Genomic DNA, 20871 nt, shown 5'->3' with positions numbered 1-20871 from the left:
CCTTGCCGCCGTTCAAATCAGATGCATATCTTTGTGGGCAAACATAATTTGACGACACTATCTAGTCTTTCCCGACCGGGATGTTTCAGGGGGGGGCGCAAGCCCCCCTTTTCCGTTTTTGAGGCAGCCGTATCAGACGTCCTTGCCTTGCCTGTCTCCTGCGTCTATGCTGCGGCATCCTTCGGATGCATAGCTCTCTTTTGGCGGGAGCGATGCAACTTTCTGCCGCTGTGTCCGTGCAGCCTGGCAGGCCCGACAGATTCCCCTCTTGTCACGAGGTCCCATGTTTGCCCGTATCGCTCTGCTTTCCGCTCCTTACAGCACCCTGACGTACGCCTTGCCCGACATCTTTCCCGAAGAGTTCTGGCAGGAAGGCCTGCGCGTGGCCATCCCCCTGGGCCGTGGTGCGTTGCGGGCAGGCATCCTGATGGAGCGGCTGGAGCACAGCGATCTTCCTGACGGCGTCACCTGCAAGGAGGTGGCCTGGCCGCTGGAGACCGCCCCCCTGCTTTCGGAGGAGATCAGGGCGCTGGCACGGGATCTGGCCATCCGGCAGGGACTGGAGCCGGGCTGTGTGTTCGGGCATGTCCTGCCGCAGGGCTTGCGCCAGGTGGATCTGCGTATCCGCTGGCTGGCGGCGGACAGGGATTTTTCCTGTACGGTGAAGCAGGTCACGAAACTGGAACCGGATCTGCGTCAGGCCCTGGCCGTGGCTCTGTGTCGGGGGGAGGCCCGCCTTGTCGCTCCGGGCCGGGATGCCGCCGGGGAGGAATTCTGTGTGCTGCGGGTGGATCCTCCCTGGCCGGTACGGCCGCAGGCCGCACGGCAGCGCGAGATACTGGACTATCTGCATGAACGGGGACAGGTCAGCCGTCGCCAGCTGACTCGGAATCTGGGAGCCGGCAGTGCTCCGGCCCTGCGATCTTTGCTGCAGGCCGGCTTCGTGGCTTTGCGCCACGCGGAGGCCGATGAGCCCGCTGACGAGCTGCTTCCGCCCGCGCCCCGGGCCTTTGAGCTCAATGCAGACCAGCAGCGGGCCCTGGAGGCCCTGCGTGCTGCGCTGGAGACGGAGCGGCCCGCATCGGTCCTGCTGTTTGGGGTGACCGGCAGCGGCAAGACGGCTGTCTATCTGGAGCTGATCCGGCATTGCATGGAGCAGGGCAGGAGCGTCCTCCTGCTGGCTCCCGAAGTGGCTCTTGCCTGCAAGCTGCGTCGGGATGCGGCCTGCGTCCTGCCCCATGTGCCCCTGTTTTTCTATCATGGCTACCAGCCCCCGGCACGACGGGAGGAGATCTTCCGCCGTCTGGCCACCCGGCAGGAGCCCTGCCTCGTGGTGGGGACGCGTTCGGCGCTCTTCCTGCCTGTACCGCAGCTGGGCTGCGTCATCCTGGACGAAGAGCATGACAGCTCGTTCAAGCAGGACGAGTCTTTGCCCTATCAGGCCAAGGAGCTGGCCTGGTCGCGCATCGCACGGCAGCGCGGCCTGCTGGTGCTGGGCTCGGCCACGCCGGACATCAAGACCTTCCATGCGGCCAGTCAGGGGCAGATAGATCTTCTTCGCCTGCCGGAGAGGGTAGGAGGGCGGCCTTTGCCGCCGGTGGAGCTGGTGGATACCAGTGGCCTGGCCGGGGAAGGGCTGCTGGCTGCCCGCAGCGAGCAGGCCCTGCGCGAAGTGCTGCAACGCGGGGAGCAGGCCGTTGTCCTGCTCAACCGGCGCGGCTACGCGCCCCTGCTGTACTGCCTGGACTGCAAGGAGACCGTCAGCTGTCCGCATTGCCACATCGCCCTGACCTACCATAAAGGGCGGGGGCGGCTCGTTTGCCATTACTGCGGCTATGCCGTTCCCTTTCCCAGTCCCTGCCCGCAGTGCAGGAGCATGAACTTCCTGCCCATGGGGGAGGGGACCGAAAGGCTGGAAGAATATTTGTCCACGCTGGCCGGGCAGCCTGTCCTGCGCCTCGACCGTGACAGCACCCGGCGGCCCGGACGCATGGAAGAGATACTGGCGGCTTTTGCCCGGCACGAGTCCCCCATCCTTGTAGGTACGCAGATGCTCTCCAAGGGCCACCACTTCCCTGATGTGACCCTGGCCATCGTGGCGGACGGGGATCTGGGGCTCAATCTGCCGGACTACAGGGCTGCGGAGCGGTCCTTCCAGCTGCTGGTCCAGTCCGCAGGCCGGGCAGGACGTGGCGACAAACCCGGGCGGGTACTGATCCAGACCCGCAATACCAATCACTACTGCTGGCAGTATGTCCAGAGCGGTGATTATGAAGGTTTTTATGCCGCCGAGCTGGCCCGGAGGCGACAACACGGTTATCCGCCTTTCGTGCGTCTGGCGTTGCTGCGCATCTCCTTCCCTGCGGAAGATCCCGGCGGTGCCGCGGCGCTGGGGGAGCTGGCCCGTTTGCTGCAAACCAGGGCCCGTGAGCTGGGCGTGCGCCTGCTGGGGCCTATCCCGGCGCCCCTGGCCATGCTGCGGGGCCGCAGGCGTTTTTCCTGCCTCATCAAAAGTGCCGGCTGGCAGGAGGTCAGGGTGCTGTACCATGAAGCTTTGCGGCAGCAGTGCGCCAGCCGCTTGCGGCTTTTCCTTGACCTTGACCCTGTCAATATGCTCTAATCTTCCGGTTTATTTTTCCCGCAAGCGGGATTTTACTGGGGAAAGCTCCGCGGTGCCTGCCCCGGCATTTTTGCGGCCTTTGACCGGCCCTGATGCCGGAGCGTCCGGCATGTGCCATGGCCGGGCACGGCAGGGCGGGAGCCGGTACCGGGAGGAAGGAGCTTGTCCGGTGCTTCATGGTCAAGGGAGGAAGAATGAAAGCTTTGCGTGTGGTGGGCCTGTGGGTGGCCCTGGTTCTGGGAGTGGCGTCGTCCGCCATGGCTGAAGGTTTTGCGCTGACCGAGTGGAGCGCACGCGGTCTGGGGCTGGCCAGCGGCATGGTGGGCCGCGCCGACGACGTGTCGGCCATTGCCTACAACGCGGCCGGCATTACCCAGCTGCCCGGCGTCCAGGTCATGGGTGGTATGGGGCTTATCGCCCCTATGGGGACTTTGTCGCTGGATACGACCCACGGCAAGCAGGAAACCACCACCAAGCCCGCTGTGTGGGCCGCGCCGCACGCTTACGCCAGCTGGCAGCTCAACGACAGCCTGTGGCTTGGCCTGGGCGTGTTCTCGCGCTTTGGTCTGGGCAACAGCTATGACCAGAACTGGACCGGCCGTTATAACCTGTACAGCGTCAACCTGCAGACCGTGTCCGCCGTGCCCACCCTGGCCTGGAAGATCAATGACATCCTCTCCGTGTCCGCCGGTCTGGAGATCATGAATGTCAACCTGACCACCGAACAGAAGCTGACTTCACCTGTAATAGCTGCCTTGCGCGCGGGAGATCAGGACATTGAAGTCCAGGCCTCGGGCTGGGGCGTGGGCGGTCACTTCGGCCTGCATGCCCGCCTGAACGACGAATGGTCTGTGGGGCTGGCCTACAAGACCCAGGTCACGGTCAATGCCTATGGTGATGCCAAGCATGACGGCAAACTTGCTGGCAAAACTCCTGAGCTTACAAATTGTGATGCCCACGGTACCGTGCAGCTGCCCGACTCCCTGGCTCTGGGTGTGGCCTACAAGCCTCTGGACAACCTGAGCTTCGAAGTGGGCGCTGTCTGGACCCGCTGGTCTACCTATAACTCCCTGAACATCTACATGGACAACGGCAATCAGTCCATCAGCCACAAGAACTGGAACGACGGCTGGAATTTCAATGCCAGCGTGGAATACAAGCCTCTGGACTGGTGGAGCCTGCGTGCCGGTTTCTGGTATGAGACCCCTGTCATCAACGAAGATCACTCCGACTTCATGGTGCCTTCCAACGGTCGTACGGCCCTGACCCTGGGTACCGGCGTGGAGTGGAATGACTTCACTGTTGACTTCGCCTACTGCCATATGTGGATCAATCCGACCAACTATGATGACACTGATGCAAGTGGTATTCGTACCCCCGGTCTGGCATCCGGTATCACCGGCGGCAATTCCAAGGACACCGTGGCCAACATCTATATGCTGAGCTTCGGCTACAAGTTCTAGGCTGCTTTCCGGCAGATTTCAGGGGCGTCGTCCTTGGGGCGACGCCTTTTTTTGCGTCTTGCGGCACAGAGCATTTGACCGCGGGCTGGAAAATCTCTATAGTCCCGTTTGAGAAAGTCTAAACTTTTACCGCCTGAACAGGCCCTGCTTTGCAGGAAACATCTCTTTGGAGGAGAGCAATGAAACGCACCATCCTTGCACTGGCTCTGCTGGTGGCTCTGGTCCTGCCCGGCATGGCCAAGGCCGAAGGTACCGGTATGTACCTGGCTCCCAAGTTCCTGATGACCATTCAGGAAACCGGCACCATCGAACGCTCCGGTATGGGCGGCGTGGACGAATACTCCCAGTTCACCCTGGGCGGCGCTCTGGCTGCCGGTTACGACTTCTGGCCCCAGTATCTGGTGCCCCTGCGTGTGGAACTGGAATACGCCCTGCGCGGCAACAGCGAAAAGAGCTGGGGCAGCAACTGGGGCAGCGTGGACTGCACCTGGAACAGCTCCACCCTGTTCGCCAACCTGTACTATGACTTCCGCAACGACAGCGCCTTCGTGCCCTACATCGGCGCCGGTATCGGTATGTCCTTCAACTACCTGGGCTTCGACCTGCACCGTGGCGGCAGCGCCGTTTCCCGTGACGAACACACCACCAATTTCGCCTGGAACGTGGGCGCCGGTGTGGCTTACAACGTGAACGACGCCCTGTACATCGACGCCGCCTACCGCTATGTGGACCTGGGCTACACCGAAGCCAGCGGTTCCCTGAACGGCGACCAGATCAAGGTGGGCAGCCGTCCTTACAACCACGAATTCATGCTGGGCCTGCGCTTCGCTTTCTAAAGCGCATTATCCGCGATTTGAAAAGGCCGCTCCCTCGGGGCGGTCTTTTTGTTTTTTGGCAGGCAGGGGCGGCGTGAGGGGCATGTCCCCCGGGATCCGTGAGCCACAGACAGGCCGGGACGGCCTGGTAAAAAGCCGTGATGGCCGCCACTGCGGTCTTTTCTTGACGAAACGGCGTAAACAGCCTATGAATCACAATTCTGTATGCGCTGGCCGGGCCCGCGTGATCTGCCGCCATGTCCTGCGGCAGGGAGGGCAGGGCCTTTCAGTGTAACTTGATAGCGGGGTTCCCATGTTTGAAAGTCTTTCCGATCGCCTTTCCGGTGTGTTCCGCTCCTTCAGCGGACGCGGCCAGCTGACGGAAGAAAATATCCAGGCCGGCCTGCGCGAGGTGCGTCTTGCCCTTCTGGAGGCCGACGTCAACTTCAAGGTCGTCAAGGACTTTGTGGAGAACGTCCGCCAGAAGTGCCTGGGACAGGAACTCATCAAGGGCGTCAGTCCGGCGCAGCAGGTCGTCAAGATCGTCCATGAAGAGCTGGTGGGGCTGCTTGGTGGTGAGACAGCGGGGCTGAACCTTCAGGGCCAGGAACCAGCCGTCATCATGCTGGTGGGCCTGCAGGGCTCCGGTAAGACCACCTCGGCGGGCAAGATCGCCAATCTGCTGCGCAAGCAGAAGATGCGTCCCTATCTGGTGCCTGCCGACGTGTACCGTCCCGCGGCTATCGATCAGCTGACCGTGCTGGCCAAGCAGCTGGACATGCCCTGCTTCCCGTCCACGGTGGACATGAATCCCGTGGACATCGCCCGTCAGGCCATGGAAGCCGCCCGTGAGCAGCAGGCCACGGTGGTCCTGCTGGACACCGCCGGCCGTCTGCATGTGGACGAGCCCCTGATGCAGGAACTGGCCGCCATCAAGGCGGCGGTGAACCCGCAGGAGATCCTGTTCGTGGCCGACGCCATGACCGGTCAGGATGCCGTGACCGTGGCGGAGTCCTTCAACGAACGTCTGGGCCTGACCGGTGTGGTGCTGACCAAGATGGATGGCGATGCCCGCGGTGGTGCGGCCCTGTCCATCCGGGCGGTGACCGGTGCCCCGGTGAAGTTCGTGGGTATGGGCGAAAAGCTGTCCGAGATGGAGGTCTTCCATCCTGACCGCATCGCGGGCCGCATCCTGGGCATGGGCGACGTGCTCACCCTGGTGGAAAAGGCCCAGGCCACCATCGACGCCGACGAGGCCGAAGCCCTTGCCAAAAAGATGCGCAAGGCCAGCTTCGACCTGGAAGATTTCCGTACCCAGATGCGCCGGATCAAGAAGCTCGGCTCTCTGGACAGTATTTTGAAGATGATCCCCGGTATGGGCGGCCTGCGCGAAAAGCTGGTCGAAGCCAACGGGGCCATGCCTGAAAAGGAAATGGCCCGTACCGAAGCCATCATCAACTCCATGACCATGGCCGAGCGCCGCAACCCCGATATCCTCAACGGCAGCCGCCGGGCGCGTATCGCCAAGGGCGCCGGGGTCACGGTGCAGCAGGTCAACCAGCTGGTGCGCCAGTTCGAGCAGATGCGCCAGATGATGAAGGGGATGATGGGCGGCAAGGCCAAGGGGATGCCCGCCATGCCCAGGATGCCCCGGGGCATGAGCATGCCCGGCGGCATGGGCGGGATGCCCGGCATGATGCCGGGGATGGGTAGCATGCCCGGTATGCCGCCCATGGGGCTGCCGGATGCCGGACACGGCAAGTCGGCGGCGGCCAAAAAGCGCAAGAAGCGCGAACGGCCTGCCAAGCGCAAAAAGAAATAGGCCCGTCCGTGCGGTCTGTCCGCACGGATCAGCGTCCGTTCCCCGGCAGAGCACGGCGAAACCTCATCGCCAGACGGCTGCGGCGATGCCGGAGACGCGATAAAAAAATCGTTGCGGCGCACTGGTCATTGATATAATGGGGGGAGGGCAAACTTGCTCTTTTGCCCCCGCAACGCTACCATAGCACAAACAGGAGATAATCATGGCTGTTAAGCTGAAATTGACCCGTCTGGGCAGCAAGAAGCATCCTTTCTACCGCGTCGTGGCCGCCAACGACGAAACCCGTCGTGATGGCCGTCCGCTGGAATTCCTGGGTTACTACAACCCCATGACCGATCCCGCCGAAGTGAAGCTGGACGCCGAAAAGGTGAAGGCTTGGCTGGATCGCGGTGCCGAACCCACCGACACCGTCCGCGCTCTGCTCAAGAAGATGGCCTAAGGGTATCTTTGCAGGATACCATCGTACCGGTCTTTCCGGTACTGGCCCGATGTTCTTCCGGTGTGCGGTACTGACGCGGCAGAGCCCTGAGGGGGCTGCCTGATGGATGTACCGCACCGCAGGCGCATGGCGCTTTTCCCGCGGGCTTTTCCCGCGGAGATGCAGCGCCCGCTCACACCAACAGTCTTGTCACGGCAGGACTTGCGGGAGGCCAGCAATGAAAGCTTTGATTGAATTTATCGCCCGTTCGCTCGTGGACGCGCCTGATCAGGTACAGGTCACTGAAGTGGAAGGCGAACAGACCACTGTGCTGGAATTGAAGGTCGCCAAGGAAGATCTCGGTAAGGTGATCGGCAAGCAGGGCCGCACGGCACGCGCCATGCGCACCCTGCTCAGCGCCGCGTCCACCAAGGCCAAAAAACGCGTCGTACTCGAGATCCTGGAATAGTTCCTCATGGCACGACGCATCCATATGGGCACGCTCGCGCGCCCGCACGGTATCAAGGGGGAGATCTGCGTCGACTGGTACGCAGACTCCCCTTCGCTGCTGGACGGTCCTTTCTGGTTGCAGGCGGGCGATGCCCCGCCGCGTCCTGCCCGGGCCCGTTCGTGGCGCATGCACAAAGGTCGTCCCCTGCTCCTGCTGGAGGGGGTGACCGACCGTAACGACATCGAAGCCCTGCGCGGCCAGAAGATTCTTGTGGACCGCGACCTGCTGCCCCCTGTGGACGAAGACGAAGTCTACGTGGAGGACGTGTTGGGCTTTGCCGTCATCCTGCCTGACGGCTCCCGCCTGGGCGTGCTGGATCATGTGGAATATCCTGCCGGTCTGGAGGTCTGGAGCATCGTGACCGATGACGGCAAGGAAGTCCTGTTCCCTGCGGAAGCCTCGTTCATCGAAGGCTTCGACCTGGAAGGGGAGTGCATCCACATCGCGCCGCCGGAAGGCCTGCTGGACATCTATCTGGGCGGTGACGAACAGGCCTAGCCTGTGGAGTCGGTTTTGCCGCCGGATTGCGGCGGGCATTTCGGACCGTCCATACGACTGTCCTGTTCCCTGTTTTTTGCCTGTCTTTTTTGCTGCCCGTGCTGTCCGCAACACGGGCTGTCTTTTTCCTGGCCGGATGGTTCCGGCCCTGCTGTTTTGGACCTGCCCTCGGCAGGTCTTTTCGTATGAGGTGGATCATGCCCGAATTGCCGGAAGTGGAGACCGTCGTCCGTACTCTGCGGCCGCAGGTACTGGAATGCTGCATCGAGCGGGTGGAGGTGCTGCGCGAGCGCTCCCTGCATCCCCTGAGCCTTCCTGTGGAGCGACTGGCGGGGACGCGCATCAGCGCTGCCCGTCGCCGGGGCAAGCTGGCCCTGCTGGATCTGGAGCCGCCCGCCGTGGCCGCTGCTCTGCCTGTGCCGTCGATTCTGGCCGTGCATCTGCGCATGACGGGGCGCTTCATGGTCCACCCGGAAGGGGCCGCCCCTTTGAAGCACACGCGCATCATCTTCCATTTGCAGCGGCCTGACGGGAGCCGGGCGCAGCTCTTTTTCGATGATGTGCGCTCCTTCGGCCTGGTCTTTGCCGCCACGCCGGAGCTGCTGGGGCGCTGGGATTTCTGGCGTTCGCTGGGGCCGGAACCGCTGGACATGGGGCCCGGTTCTCTGGGGCCGCGTCTGCACGGACGCCGGGCCATCAAGGCAGCCCTGCTGGATCAGACCGTACTGGCCGGTATCGGCAATATCTATGCGGACGAGTCCCTGTTCCGGGCCGGTATCGATCCCCACCGGCCTGCCGGGGAGCTTTCGGAGGCAGAAGCGGAACGTCTCCGCTGCGCTTTGCAGGAGGTCTTGCGGGAATCCATCGCCCAGTGCGGCAGCTCAATCCGTGACTATCGGGATGCCAACGGCAATGTGGGCGCTTTCCAGAATACCTTTTTTGTCTATGGCCGTGGCGGACAGCTTTGCCGCCGCTGCGGCACGGAGCTGGAAAAAGGGCGCATCGCCGGCCGGGCCACGGTATTTTGTCCGCAGTGCCAGAAGTAGCGGGCGATCTTTTGGGGAAGGGAGCTTTGCGGTAAAGCTCCCTTCCCCTCTCTCAGGAGACCTCGGTCTGGCGGGCATTTCGGGCCGTCAGCCTGACAAACAGTTGTGTATGGCTGATGTGCAGCCGTGATGAGCAACGGGCCGTTCCCTGCGGGGAGCGGCCCGTTGTCCGTATCCGGCGCCGTACAAAGAGGAGAGTGTGCGCAAGGGTATCCTTTTTTCCAGAGCTTGAGGCCGCAGGCTGTAGAGTGATGCGCAGCCTGTATCCATGTGGTGCAGGCTGCGCACAAAGGTCGCCGGACAACCACCGCACTGCTGCCACTGTCATCGCGTCAGCCGAGCGAATACCGTACGTTGCGGAGGACGACAGCAATTTTTTATCCGGAGGACTCTCCACCCTGCCGCCGTCTTGCAGGCATGCGCTCGTCGACGAGGCCCCACACGTCCTGCGGCAAAGTCGTCCCGCGTCCGGCAGGCAGCGGTAGCAGTAGGGAGGATTTTCTTTCTCGTCTGTCTTCAGGGCCGTACCGGCCGGGCGGTGTCCCAGTCCAGACGAGGGACGTCCGTGTCGCCTGACAGGGGCCAGGTCACACGGACATGCCCGTGGCGGCCTGTCTGCAGCAGGGGGATATGCTGTTCTTCCAGCCATTGTCTGAGCTGTTTCCCGGGATGGCCGAAGCGGTTGAAGGCGCCGCAGGAGGCCACCACCAGCCGGGGGCGCACAGCCGTCAGGAATTCAGGCAAAAAAGAACTGTCCGAGCCGTGGTGCGGTGCCAGCAGGACATCGGCCTGTACGTCCCGGCCACTGGCCAGCAGGTGGCGCAGGGCGGCCCCGTCGGCATCACCGGGGAAAAGGGCCAGGCCGTGCCCATTGTGGACCAGGCGCAGGACCAGGGAGGCACTGTTGCCTTCCCAGACATAGGCGCCCGGGGCTGGCCGGGGCGGATGCAGCACATGCAGAGCCAGCCCGTCTTCGGGATCGCCCAGTTGCAGGGTATCTCCGGCATGGAGGGGGGTGTTCTTCCGTTTTTGCAGGGTGGCCTGCCAGATATGCCCCATCTGACCGCTGCCCGGCTGGCCGTTGTGCAGCAGGAGCGCTTCGGGAAAGGCCGCCAGCAGGGGAGGGATGCCGCCCGCGTGATCGATGTCGGGATGGCTGTTGATGATGGCGTCCAGACCGGGGCGGGCATTGCAGGCCAGCAGGGGAAGGAGGAGTTCGCGTCCCGGGTTCCAGGAGCGGGACATGCTGCCTGCGGCGTCCACGAGCAGGGTCTGGCCATGCGGCAGACGCAGCAGGACGGCCTGAGCCTGTCCCACGTCAGGGACGGAAAGCTCCAGCCGGGGCACCAGACTGTGGTGCAGACGCAGGGCCGGGCCCACACAGGCCAGCAGCAGACCGCAGATGAGCAGGCGTTTTCCCGCCGGCGGCAAGCCGGGGCGTCCGGCCCGCAGGGCCAGTGCCAGAAAAAGGCAGGCCATGGCGGGCAGGGCCGTCCAGTGGGGCCGCAGGATGGGGGGGATGCTGAGCCAGCCCTGCGTCTGGAGGAAAAGCAGACCATCCACCAGCCACTGGCAGGGCAGGGCCACCACATCCAGCACCAGAGCGGCTGCCGGGCCAAGGCCGCACAGGCTGAGCCCCAGTCCCAGGAAGGCCCCCGGCAGGACAAGGGTGCCCAGGACGGGCAGCCAGAAAACATTGAGCAGGAACCACAGCCCGCTGTTGTTGAACAGCAGCAGGGAAAGGGGCAGCAGGGCCAGCTGGATGAAGAAGGAGACCAGCAAAATGCTGGCCAGTGAACGGAGCAGGCGCTGCCCGGGGGACGTCCGCGGGATACGGCGCAACAGCTGCCCCATGAGCGGCGTGGCGCAGCAGATGACGGACACGCACAGGGCGGAAAGTTGCAGACCGGTATCGAAGACGGACAGGGGGGAGATGACGGTGATGCAGAGCAGCGTGCAGCACAGGACATCCAGCCCGCTGGAAGGGAGGCGCTCCCGGAGCGTCTGGGGCAGCGGCATGCAGCGCAGGTGGGCCAGGGCCATGGCCGTGGCCAGCAACAGGAGCATCCCGGCCGCCCGCAGCAGCGAAGGCGGCGCATTGCCCAGCCAGAGATAGGCCAGGGCCGCCGGGCAGGCCGCCAGCGGGATGAGGACGGTACGGGGGCGCCAGAGATAGAGACCCGGATGCATACGGGCCGCCAGCCAGACCAGGAGCATCCCCGCCAGACCGGCCACGAGCAGATGTTGCCCGGAAAGGGCCAGACTGTGGGAAAGGTTGCCGGCATTGAAGGCTTTCACGGTGGGCGTCTCCAGCAGGAAACGTTCCCCGAAGAGCAGGGCCAGCAGGATGGCCTTGCCCTGGGGCACCGGTGCCGCGGAAGGCGTGGAAGGCGCGGCGGCAGGGAGCTGGGGAGGGGCTGCGGCCGTCAGACCGGAGGGAGAAGCGGCGGCGGGCGGCAAAAGATCGTCCCTGCCCGGCAGGAGCACGGCAAGGAACTTTCGAATGAGTTCCAGACGCTGCCGGGCAAAGGGGGAGGGGGCGCCTTCGACGGCGGGCTGACCGCCCGTGCCCCGGCTCCAGATGCGCCAGCCGGTACCGTGGCTGTGCCACCAGAAGCCCCAATCGGTGAGGCCGAAGTTGCGCTGGGTATCCACGGGCAACAGCTTGCGTTGCAGGCGTACGGTCTGGCCCGGCAGCGGGAAGACGGCGGCCTGCTCCCATGTCCAGGCAAGGTTGCCGGGCAGGCGGGTCAACGTCTGATCGTCAGGCTGTTGCAGATGCAGGTCGGTCAGGCTGATGCGCAGGCGCTGTTCCGGCAGGGTGCGTACATCGCTCACCCTGGCTTCCAGCACAGGCCAGTGGCGGGGCGGGGTGCGTTCCTCGTACAGCTGTTCCAGCACGGGAGGCACGGGAAAAGCGGGCAGCAGGGCCTGGGCCGTGACACAGCCCAGCAGGGCGACGGCACAGCCCACCAGCAGGCGGGGGAGACGCCACAAACGGCTGTCCGCCACCAGGACGCAAAGACCCGCGCAAAGCGCGGGTCCGGGCCAGCGTGCCGCCAGCAGGCCCAGCAGCCAGCATAAGAGCCAGCTTTGCCAGAGAAGGCCCGGGGCCAGCGGCGGACGCCACATGATATCAGGCCAGATCGCGGGCGGCGTCGCGTTCTTCGGCCCTGCGTTTGAGGGTCTCGCGATGGTCGAAGAGCTTCTTGCCGCGACCCAGGGCGATCTCCATCTTGACCTTGCCCTGCTTGAAGTACATGCGCACGGGCACCACGGTCAGGCCTTTCTGTTCCACGCGGGCCGCCATCTGGCGGATCTCGGCGGCGTGCAGCAGCAGGCGGCGCGGGCGGTCGGGATCCTGGGGCACATAACCGGCATTGTCGTACGGGGCGATATGCAGCGAAAGCACGAAGGCCTCGCCGTCACGGAAATCCACATAGCTGTCCAGAAAGTTGATCTTTCCGGCCCGGATGCTTTTGACTTCAGGGCCGGTCAGGCTGATGCCCGCTTCCACGAAGTCGGAGAGTTCGTACAGGTGGCGGGCCTTCTTGTTGACGGCGATGGTGGACGGGGATGGTTTTTTGCTCATATTCCTAACTGTTCGTCATGATGCTTGTGGTATGGAAGGCCAGCTCCGAGCCCAGGCTCTCCTGCAGGCGTTCGCGCAGCATGCGCTGCGAGGCCGTCACGTCGGTGCTCATGAGCACGCTGTGGGCCATATCCATGCAGGTCTGGGCGTCCAGGCGGCGGATCATGTGCTTCATGCCCGGTACGAAGCGCGGCGAGGCCGAGAGCGTGTCCACGCCCATGCCCAGCAGCAGGGCCAGACCGTAGGGGTCGGCGGCCAGCTCGCCGCAGACGGAGACCCCGATGCCCTCGCGGTGGGCGGAGTCGATGATGCGCTTCAGGGAGCGGACCACGGCCGGATGCAGGGCCTCGTTGAGGTAGCCCACATGCAGGTTGTTGCGGTCGATGGCCATGAGGTAATGGATAAGGTCATTGGTGCCGATGCTGAAAAAGTCGCATTCGCGGGCCAGGGCATCGGCGATGAGCACGGCCGCCGGGGTCTCCACCATGATGCCCAGGGGCAGATCGGCGGCGTGGGGCAGACCGGCGGCCTGCAGCTCCTGCTGCAGTTCCTGCATGATGCGGCGCACGCTCTGCACCTCGGCCAGGCCGGAGATCATGGGCAGCAGCAGGGAGATATTGCCTTCCACCCCGGCGCGCATGAGGGCGCGCAGCTGGCTGCGGAAGATCTTCTGGTGCCGCAGGCAGAAGCGGATGCCGCGCAGGCCCAGGGCCGGGTTGGGTTCCTTGAGGGCCTCCTGGGCGCGGAGCATCTTGTCAGCACCGGCGTCCAGGGTACGGAAGACCACATGTGCGGGCGCGGCCTTGCGGGCTACGGCGCTGTATTCGGCATAGAGCTCTTCCTCGCTGGGCAGATGCTCCCGCAGGAAGGAGAATTCCGTACGGTACAGGCCCACGCCTTCGGCGCCGCTGGCCTGCAGTTCGTCCATCTCTTCCAGCCGTTCCAGGTTGGCATGGACGCTCACGCGCACGCCGTCGCGCATCTCGGCGGGCCAGTGGGACTCGCTGCGGGTGCGGGCCTCCCACTCCTGATACTCGCGCTGGCGCTCTTCATAGGTGGCCAGGTCGTCGGCATCGGGGTCCAGCAGCAGGCAGCCGTTGAGGCCGTCCACGATGACCTTTTCACCGGGCTTGCCGGTCTCCAGCAGGCCGGTGACGCCCACCAGGGCCGGGATGTGCAGGCCGCGCGACAAAATGGCCGTGTGCGACGTGGGCCCGCCCTCTGCCGTGATGACGGCCCGCACGTCCTTGAAATCCATGTCCATGACGTCGGCGGGCGAAAGATCCTGGGCGGCCAGGATACCGGCACCGGACGCGGCGGGCAGGGCGCAGCTGCCGGCCAGGCATTCGCGCAGGCGCAGGCCCACGGCCCGGATGTCCTGCGCACGGTCGCGCAGATAGGGGTCGTCCATGTTGCGGAAGATGCTGCACAGCTGTTCCACCGTGCTGTCCAGGGCCCAGGCGGCGCAGACCAGTTCCTTCTCGATGCGGGAAAGGGCGCTGCCCACCAGTTTGGGATCGCGGGCCAGTTCGATCTGGGCGGCGATGACCTCACGGTATTCGGAAAGGTCTTCCGGGACCTTGGCCATGGCTTCCTGCAGGGCGGCGCGCACATTGGTCACGGCGGCGCGCAGCTGTTCCTGCTCGCCTTCCACTTCGCGCGGGCTGATGCGGCGCATCTCCACGGTCTGGACATTGTGGGCGAAGCGCAGCACCCCGATGGCGATGCCGGGAGAGACGGACGTACCGAAAAGAAGAGAGCGTGCCATATCAGTCCTGCAGATTTTCCAGATAATCGGCCAGGGCCGTCAGGGCTTCGCGGGCGTCATCGCCCCGGGCCAGCAGGGTCAGCGTGCAGCCTGTGGAGATGGCGAGGGAGAGGATATCCAGCATGCTTTTGGCATCGGCGGTACCGTTGTCGCTCTGGATCTGGATGTCGGAGGAAAAATTCTGGGCCTCCTGCGCCAGACGGGCAGCAGGCCGTGCGTGCAGCCCGCCACGCGTATGCAGCGTGACGGGGAGGACGAGGCCTTCGGGTGTTTCCTGAACTTCTGCCATGATATATTCTCCCTGGTCGCCCGGGGCGACCTGTACGATCTGTTCCTGACGGTCCCCCGCACCGCATCGGGGGCCTTGCGGCAAGGATGCCATGCCGTATGCGTCCCTGTCGTCTGAGGCGGCCGCAGGCCCTGCGGAGCGCGCCTTTCCCGTCCGGTGTGGCCGGATGTTTCCCTGCCGTGGCGGCAAGGGCCTTTACAGGCCGACCAGCCCCGTGTCCATGAGCACGAGAAAGGTCAGCAGGATCAGCCAGAGCACGATGCGCGGCAAATGCAGGCGCCCGATGATCCAGGCGGCGGCCAGAACGGCAGCGCCGCCGCCCATACACCAGAGGAGCGTATGCCTGTCCCCGCTGTAGGGCAGCAGCATAGCGGCCGCCACGGTCAGCAGGCAGGCATTGACGACCTTGATGCGGCCGGTCCAGTTGATGAGCCCCAGACGCTTGAGCCAGGCCAGGGCAGCCAGCCCGTAGCGCAGGGCAAAGAAAAACGTGCCTGTCCTGAAGGCCAGCAGGGCCACGGCCAGCAGGACCGTCAGCAGGATGACGGGCAGCGTGTGCCCGGCCAGCAGGAAGCAGATGCAGCACAACGCCCAGCAGGGGAAGACGCCCCCTTCAAAAAAACCGTCCCCCACGGCGGAAAGCGTAGTGCCCAGCGTGCGGCGCACCGTGTCCAGCGCGTTGGAGGGCAGTTTGCCTTCGGCCACCTGTTCTTCGATGTTCAGCAACAGGCCCATGTAGAAGGGCAGCATGTAGGGATGGGTGTTGCTGTGGGCGCTGTAGTGGGCCGCCGCCTGTGCCCGTGCTTCGGCCTCGGGATACAGATGGCGCAGTGCCGGTTCCAGGGCGAACAGCAATCCCAGCTGCTGCATGCCGCGTGCCGTGACGGCGGCGTTGATGCAGCAGCTTCGCGCAAGGCAGGAAAGGGCTGTCCGGGTGGGCAACATGACGGGCTCGCTTGGTTGGGCGGTCGGTTCCGTGGCGGAGAAAGGCTCAGGCGCGGGTCAGCAGTTCGTAAAGCTCCTTGGCGCTCCAGCCGGGGGCCATCTCCTGGGCCCGGCGGGCCACTTCCTTGGGCTTGAGACGCTCGTCCGCAGCGGCCATGACAGCTTCCAGGGCCCGGCGGGCTTCGGCTTCATCGGCGCGTTCCTTCTGTTCCGGCGGGCCGATGATGACCGTGATCTCGCCCAGCAGTTCTTCGGGCAGCTCCTGCCATTTCTCCAGACGGCCAAGTATAAATTCCTCATGTGTCTTGGTCAATTCCCGGCACACGGCCACGGCCCGGGGGCCCAGCAGCTCCGCGGCCTGGGCCAGGCTCTCGCGCAGGCGGTCCTTGCGTTCGAAGAAGATGAGCGAGCCCGGCGTGCGGGCAAAGGCCGAGAGCGTGGCGCGGCGGCCCGCGGCATCACGCGGCAAAAAGCCCAAAAAGGTGTAGGGCAGGGGCGGGATGCCCGCGGCGGAAAGGGCCGTCACCGGCGCCGAAGGGCCGGGCACGGGCGAGACGGGCAGGCCTTCGGCCCGGCAGGCGCGCACCAGACGGTAGCCGGGATCGGCCAGCAGGGGCGTGCCCGCATCCGAGACCAGGGCCAAGTTCTGTCCCTGGCGCAGCAGGCGCAGGACCTCTTCCTGCCGTTCGCTCTCGTTGTGGTCATGGAAACTCAGGAAGCGGCGGGCCGGGATGTTGCACTGGCTGCACAGCAGCCCGGCGCGACGGGTGTCTTCGGCCAGGATGAGGTCGGCGCCGGCGAGGACTTCGCGGGCGCGGGGAGAAAGGTCACCAGGGTTGCCAAGAGGCGTGGCCACTATCCACAGATGGCCCGGAGCCGGAGAGGTCGAAAGCATGGCGGATGTGCTCCATGTGCGGGCCCGTGGGCCCCGGTTCGATACAGACGAGGTCAAAGCGGCAGGGCAGGTGCCACTGGTCATGCGCGGCCAGCCAGGCCCGTGCGGCCCGGATCAGGGTCTGCCGCTTGCGCGGCCCCACCGCGTCCAGGGCGCTGCCCAGACTGCCCGGACCGCGCGTTTTGACTTCCACGAAAACAAGAGTGTCGCCTTCCCGGCAGACAAGGTCAAGTTCCAGCGGGCCGCTGCGCCAGTTGCGGGCCAGGATGCGCATGCCGCGCGCATGCAGCAGGGTGGCGGCGGCGTCTTCCCCGGCACGGCCCAGGGCGGCCTTGTGGTCCCCGCCCGCACGGTCGTCCCCTGCCGGTGGCCCGGAAGGACCGGCCAGGCGGCGCAGGCGGGAAAGAAAACTCACAGCAGGCTCCCCTGCCGGGTACCGGGGCCTTCGTCCCTGTCGGGCAGCACGCCGCGAAACGTCAGCCGGTGCTGGCGGCAGGGGCCAAGACGGTGCAGGGCCTCGTAATGGTCGGCCGTGCCGTAGCCCTTGTGCCGGGCGAAACCATAGCCGGGATGGCGGCGCTCCAGATGCTCCATGAGCATGTCCCGGTAGGTCTTGGCCAGGACGGAGGCAGCGGAGATGGCGGGCACGGAGCTGTCCCCGCCCACCACGGCATTCTGGCGGGGCAGGTCGGGGGCGTCGGCATGACGCTTGCGCCAGTGCGGCAGCAGGACGGGCTCGGGCACGGTCTTGTTGCCGTCCACCAGCAAAAGGCCGGGCCTGCGCTTGAGGCCGGCCACGGCGCGGCTCATGGCTTCGAAGGTGGCCTGCAGGATGTTGATGCGGTCGATGGTGGCGGGCCAGATCACGCCCAGCCCCCAGGCCAGGGCGCACTGGCGGATCAGGGGGGCCAGATGTTCCCGCTGGGCGGCGCTCAGGGCCTTGGAATCCGTGAGGCCCGGCAGGTCGTATTCTTCCGGCAGGATGACGGCCGCCGCCACGACGGGACCGGCCAGACAGCCGCGGCCCGCCTCATCGATGCCCGCCATGAGCAGGGGACGGGAGGGCAGGGCGCAGAGCAGGCCCTGTTCCGGGGCCGGTGCGGCGGAGGATCTTTTGCGGCGAGGGGGCATCGTGTTTCACTCGGTTGCTAAAACGCCAAAGACCTCACCCCGCGCAAGGCAGGGTGAGGTTCATTCCGTTCGTATTCTGCCCGGGCATGTTCACAGGACCCTCAGGCCGCCATGGACATTCCGCTGGGCTGCGAATCAGAAGCGGCCGCGGGGCTTGATGCGAGCGGCTTTGCCCTTGAGGGCGCGCAGGTAGTACAGACGGCTGCGACGCACGCGGCCCTGGCTCACCACTTCCACATGGTCGATGAAGGGGGAGTGCAGGGGGAAGATGCGTTCCACGCCCACGCCGTCAGAGATCTTGCGCACGGTGAAGGTGGCGTCGGTGGTGCCGCGCTGGATGCGGATCACGTTGCCCTGGAACACCTGAATACGCTCTTTTTCGCCTTCCACAATGCGCAGATGCACTTTCACCGTGTCGCCGGAGCGAAACACGGGCATATCCATACGCATGTTTTCACGTTCAATTTTCTTAATGATATCCATGCCCTACTCCTTAAATACGCAGCCTTGGGACGGCTGTCGTCGTGAAGAAAAACTGTGGCGCTTACTTGTAATCGCCCAAAATTCTGTCGGCCAGGATAGCGGCCGCGCTCCGCACCGAAAGGTGGTTGTAGCCCAGATACCGTATGGGTCTGAGCACCCCGTCACACCGGGCGAGCACCTCAGGGGCCAGCCCCTGGGCCGTACCCAGCAACAGCAGCACAGGACCTTCTTCGCACATGCGGCACACATCCGCCGGACAAAGCGGCGGGGGCGCGTGCTTGTGAGCGGGCCAGGAGGCGGAACTTGCCACCACTCTGGGCCGCATGCCCGTGCGCTCCGTGAGATGTTCCACAGCGGCATCCACGGATTCGGCAGGACAAACCGTGGCGAGCGCCTGGGCCCGGTCCGGGTTGCCCCTGCTTCCCGCGCCTTGCGTCCAGTGCCGGACTATGGCCTGTAGCAGACGCTGCTGGTCCTCCAGCGGGGTCACGGCATAGAACGGTCCCATCGCATAGCTGCGGGAAATCCGGGCTATATCGTGAATATCCAAATTTGTCAAAGAGGAAACGCCGGAATTTTTCCGGCCCAGCAGCACGGGATAGTGCACGAGGCAGAAAGAAAGGTTCCTTCCGGCCCTTGTCCGGGGCAGCGTGGCCAGATGGCGGGCATCTTCCGCCACCAGGGGCGCGCTGTCCAGCAGGTCGGGCCGTACCCGCAGCGTGGTGGCCAGCGACTGCTGCCGCCGCCAGCGCGCTACGGCACCGTGGTCCCCGCCCCGCAGTACCTCCGGCACTTCGCGGCCTTCCAGGACTTCGGGCCGCGTGTAATGGGGGTACTCCAGCAGGCCGTTGGAAAAACTTTCGTCGTCCCCGGACTCCTCCTTGCCCATGAAGCCGGGCACCAGCCGCGCCACGGACTCGATGACGGCCAGGGCCGCCGTCTCGCCGCCATTGAGCACGGCTTCGCCCACGCTCACGGGCTCCAGAGGAAAGATGTCCAGCAGGCGGGCATCCAGTCCTTCGTAACGGCCGCAGATCAGGGTCAGGTCTTCTTCCCGGGCCAGCTCGCGGGCCAGCGCATCATTGAGGGGACGCCCGCTGGGAGCCAGCAGGATCATGCGTCCCGGCTTCTCGATGGAGCGCAGCGCCGCGGCCACCGGTTCGCCCTGCATGACCATGCCGGGACCGCCGCCGTAGGGGCGGTCGTCCACATGATGGTGGCGGCTGGTGCTGAAGCTGCGGGGATCGTGGAAAGAAAAGTCCACGATGCCGGCCTCGCGGGCGCGACCCAGCAGTGCCGTCTCAAGGGGCGAGCGGAAAAACTCCGGGAAAAGGCTGACCAGATGAAAGCGAAGCATGGGCGCACAGTGACCCAAAAGCGGGCATAAGGCAAGTAATGTTTGTATATGGCAGCTGCGAGGGGACACAAAATGGCCGGGGCGACCTGGTGCGCGGAAAGAATGGAAGCCTTACCCCCGCACCGCCACGCAGAGCCAGTGGCCGGGACAGGGCAGCATCTGCCAGCGGTAACGGGCGGCATCCAGCCTGAGGTCGCCTGTGCGCCGGCCGCTGCGGCCGCTGTCCAGCAGGCGCGGCGGTCGGTCGCAGCCCGTACCGGCGGCCTTGAAGACGGCTTCCTTGATGGTCCAGCGGCGCAGGCAGTCACGCTGCCGGGCTGATGGAGAAAGACCGGGGAAAAGCTCTTGGGGCGAGAAGGCCGATGCGGGCGGCGCCGGGCTCGTCAGGGCCTCGGCATCCACGCCGGGGCTGGTATCGGGCCCGGCCAGCAGGCAGAAGGCCGCCTGTTCGCTGTAGCTGAAGCTGACGGAAAAGCCTTCCAGGCACGGACGGCCTGAAGGCAGGCGATGCAGACGGGGACAGGCATGGCGGGCGAAGAAAAGCCGGGCCTCCCGCATGCGGTGGAATAGCAGCGGCAGGGGATGCCAGCTCAAAGAGGGGAGGGCGGACAGACCGGCAACAGCGGCGCGATGCAGCAGCACCGCCAGCAGCAGGCGTGCCAGATGGCGTTTTTCACGCTCGGCCGGAAGGCGGAAAGCCGCCATATGGGCCCGGTCTTCCGCCGCCGGCAGGCCCTCCGGCAACTCCGGCAGTGACATGAGCGAAAACTGACCGGAGAAGGACGGCAAAGGGCAGGCCGCCAGCAGCATGGGCGGCAAGGGAGAGGAAGATGTAAGCCGGGACATGCTGTGATGATGCCCGTCAGACAGGCAAAAGGCAATGCGCTGACGGTATCCCGACGCGCCGTCTGCTACAGGCAGGGACACCCTTGCGGCTGCCTGCCCCGGCGCTCCGAAACGGGGCTGATACAAAAAAAGTCCGCAGGCACAAGGCTTGCGGACGGACTGTTGACGGGATGGCGGAGGCGTATAGGAGTCGAACCTACCGCAGACGGTTAAGCCTGCCACCGGTTTTGAAGACCGGGCGCCACACCGGTGACGACACGCCTCCACACAACAGCCATATATGTGACACAAAGCCCGGGGGAAAGCAAGTCCGCCCTGCGGCAAGGCGCTGGGGCCGGAGCATGATGCGGGAAGAGCGATTTTCCCGTCTCT

Annotated in this window: 19 protein-coding genes and 1 tRNA gene; 8 read left to right on the top strand and 12 right to left on the bottom strand. The window is 65.0% G+C overall.

The genetic code is table 11. From position 1 onward, the window contains the following. Positions 1 to 283 precede the first annotated feature (283 nt). The 8 genes from priA (at position 284) to mutM (ending at position 9193) form a co-directional block, all read left to right on the top strand. A complete protein-coding gene (priA, locus tag ACQRAG_RS08265; protein WP_427805311.1) occupies positions 284 to 2620 on the top strand; it encodes a replication restart helicase PriA in 2337 nt (778 codons plus the stop codon). A 194-nt stretch (positions 2621 to 2814) separates the two neighbouring features. Then, positions 2815 to 4083, top strand: coding sequence for an OmpP1/FadL family transporter (locus ACQRAG_RS08260; protein ID WP_427804166.1), 1269 nt, complete (start codon positions 2815 to 2817; stop codon positions 4081 to 4083). A 179-nt stretch (positions 4084 to 4262) separates the two neighbouring features. Beyond that, a complete protein-coding gene (locus ACQRAG_RS08255) occupies positions 4263 to 4919 on the top strand; it encodes an outer membrane protein (RefSeq protein ID WP_168935656.1) in 657 nt (218 codons plus the stop codon). Between the two features lie 292 nt (positions 4920 to 5211). After that, on the top strand, positions 5212 to 6720 hold the full coding sequence (ffh, locus tag ACQRAG_RS08250; protein ID WP_427804167.1) for a signal recognition particle protein: 1509 nt from the start codon (positions 5212 to 5214) through the stop codon (positions 6718 to 6720). 202 nt (positions 6721 to 6922) lie between these two features. Beyond that, a complete protein-coding gene (gene rpsP / locus ACQRAG_RS08245; RefSeq protein ID WP_072337376.1) occupies positions 6923 to 7159 on the top strand; it encodes a 30S ribosomal protein S16 in 237 nt (78 codons plus the stop codon). Between the two features lie 217 nt (positions 7160 to 7376). Next, positions 7377 to 7607: a KH domain-containing protein gene (locus tag ACQRAG_RS08240; RefSeq protein ID WP_006006428.1), complete on the top strand. Its 231-nt coding sequence runs from the start codon at positions 7377 to 7379 to the stop codon at positions 7605 to 7607. A 6-nt stretch (positions 7608 to 7613) separates the two neighbouring features. Continuing rightward, on the top strand, positions 7614 to 8147 hold the full coding sequence (rimM, locus tag ACQRAG_RS08235) for a ribosome maturation factor RimM (RefSeq protein WP_168935658.1): 534 nt from the start codon (positions 7614 to 7616) through the stop codon (positions 8145 to 8147). A gap of 197 nt (positions 8148 to 8344) precedes the next feature. Continuing rightward, positions 8345 to 9193, top strand: coding sequence for a bifunctional DNA-formamidopyrimidine glycosylase/DNA-(apurinic or apyrimidinic site) lyase (gene mutM / locus ACQRAG_RS08230; RefSeq protein ID WP_337391975.1), 849 nt, complete (start codon positions 8345 to 8347; stop codon positions 9191 to 9193). 516 nt (positions 9194 to 9709) lie between these two features. Here mutM and ACQRAG_RS08225 read toward each other — a convergent pair. The 12 genes from ACQRAG_RS08225 to ACQRAG_RS08170 form a co-directional block, all read right to left on the bottom strand. After that, a complete protein-coding gene (locus ACQRAG_RS08225) occupies positions 9710 to 12325 on the bottom strand; it encodes a ComEC/Rec2 family competence protein (RefSeq protein ID WP_427804168.1) in 2616 nt (871 codons plus the stop codon). A gap of 4 nt (positions 12326 to 12329) precedes the next feature. Further along, positions 12330 to 12785 carry an SsrA-binding protein SmpB gene (gene smpB, locus ACQRAG_RS08220; protein WP_006006439.1) on the bottom strand — a complete coding sequence of 152 codons (456 nt, stop codon included), beginning with the start codon at positions 12783 to 12785 and terminating at the stop codon, positions 12330 to 12332. Between the two features lie 4 nt (positions 12786 to 12789). After that, the gene (gene ptsP, locus ACQRAG_RS08215; protein WP_300645395.1) at positions 12790 to 14553 is read right to left on the bottom strand and encodes a phosphoenolpyruvate--protein phosphotransferase; all 1764 of its coding nucleotides are present in this window, start codon (positions 14551 to 14553) and stop codon (positions 12790 to 12792) included. A gap of 1 nt (position 14554) precedes the next feature. Beyond that, positions 14555 to 14842, bottom strand: a complete 288-nt coding sequence (locus ACQRAG_RS08210) for an HPr family phosphocarrier protein (RefSeq protein ID WP_168935662.1) — start codon at positions 14840 to 14842, stop codon at positions 14555 to 14557. Between the two features lie 195 nt (positions 14843 to 15037). Further along, positions 15038 to 15787: a PTS system mannose/fructose/sorbose family transporter subunit IID gene (locus tag ACQRAG_RS08205; protein ID WP_168935663.1), complete on the bottom strand. Its 750-nt coding sequence runs from the start codon at positions 15785 to 15787 to the stop codon at positions 15038 to 15040. A gap of 46 nt (positions 15788 to 15833) precedes the next feature. Beyond that, the gene (rsmI, locus tag ACQRAG_RS08200; protein ID WP_040369578.1) at positions 15834 to 16682 is read right to left on the bottom strand and encodes a 16S rRNA (cytidine(1402)-2'-O)-methyltransferase; all 849 of its coding nucleotides are present in this window, start codon (positions 16680 to 16682) and stop codon (positions 15834 to 15836) included. Then, entirely contained in the window at positions 16615 to 17070 is a 456-nt protein-coding gene (locus ACQRAG_RS08195) for a YraN family protein (RefSeq protein WP_297138108.1), read from the bottom strand. The genes rsmI and ACQRAG_RS08195 overlap by 68 nt, the downstream gene beginning before the upstream one ends. Positions 17071 to 17093: 23 nt before the next feature. Next, a complete protein-coding gene (locus tag ACQRAG_RS08190) occupies positions 17094 to 17813 on the bottom strand; it encodes a ribonuclease HII (protein WP_414600848.1) in 720 nt (239 codons plus the stop codon). 135 nt (positions 17814 to 17948) lie between these two features. Further along, the gene (gene rplS / locus ACQRAG_RS08185; RefSeq protein WP_006006452.1) at positions 17949 to 18296 is read right to left on the bottom strand and encodes a 50S ribosomal protein L19; all 348 of its coding nucleotides are present in this window, start codon (positions 18294 to 18296) and stop codon (positions 17949 to 17951) included. 61 nt (positions 18297 to 18357) lie between these two features. Continuing rightward, positions 18358 to 19653: a tRNA (guanosine(37)-N1)-methyltransferase TrmD gene (gene trmD / locus ACQRAG_RS08180; protein ID WP_204626173.1), complete on the bottom strand. Its 1296-nt coding sequence runs from the start codon at positions 19651 to 19653 to the stop codon at positions 18358 to 18360. A gap of 111 nt (positions 19654 to 19764) precedes the next feature. Beyond that, positions 19765 to 20499 (bottom strand): 4'-phosphopantetheinyl transferase family protein, encoded by a 735-nt coding sequence (locus ACQRAG_RS08175; RefSeq protein WP_427804169.1) that lies wholly within the window; start codon positions 20497 to 20499, stop codon positions 19765 to 19767. Between the two features lie 171 nt (positions 20500 to 20670). Continuing rightward, positions 20671 to 20764: transfer RNA gene (locus ACQRAG_RS08170), tRNA-Sec, on the bottom strand. Positions 20765 to 20871: the final 107 nt, after the last annotated feature.

The sequence above is a fragment of the Desulfovibrio sp. SGI.230 genome, from assembly GCF_050313065.1.
Lineage (GTDB): Bacteria > Desulfobacterota > Desulfovibrionia > Desulfovibrionales > Desulfovibrionaceae > Desulfovibrio.
Note: the sequence above shows the minus strand (reverse complement) of the source record. Positions and strands in the feature narration are given on the sequence as shown.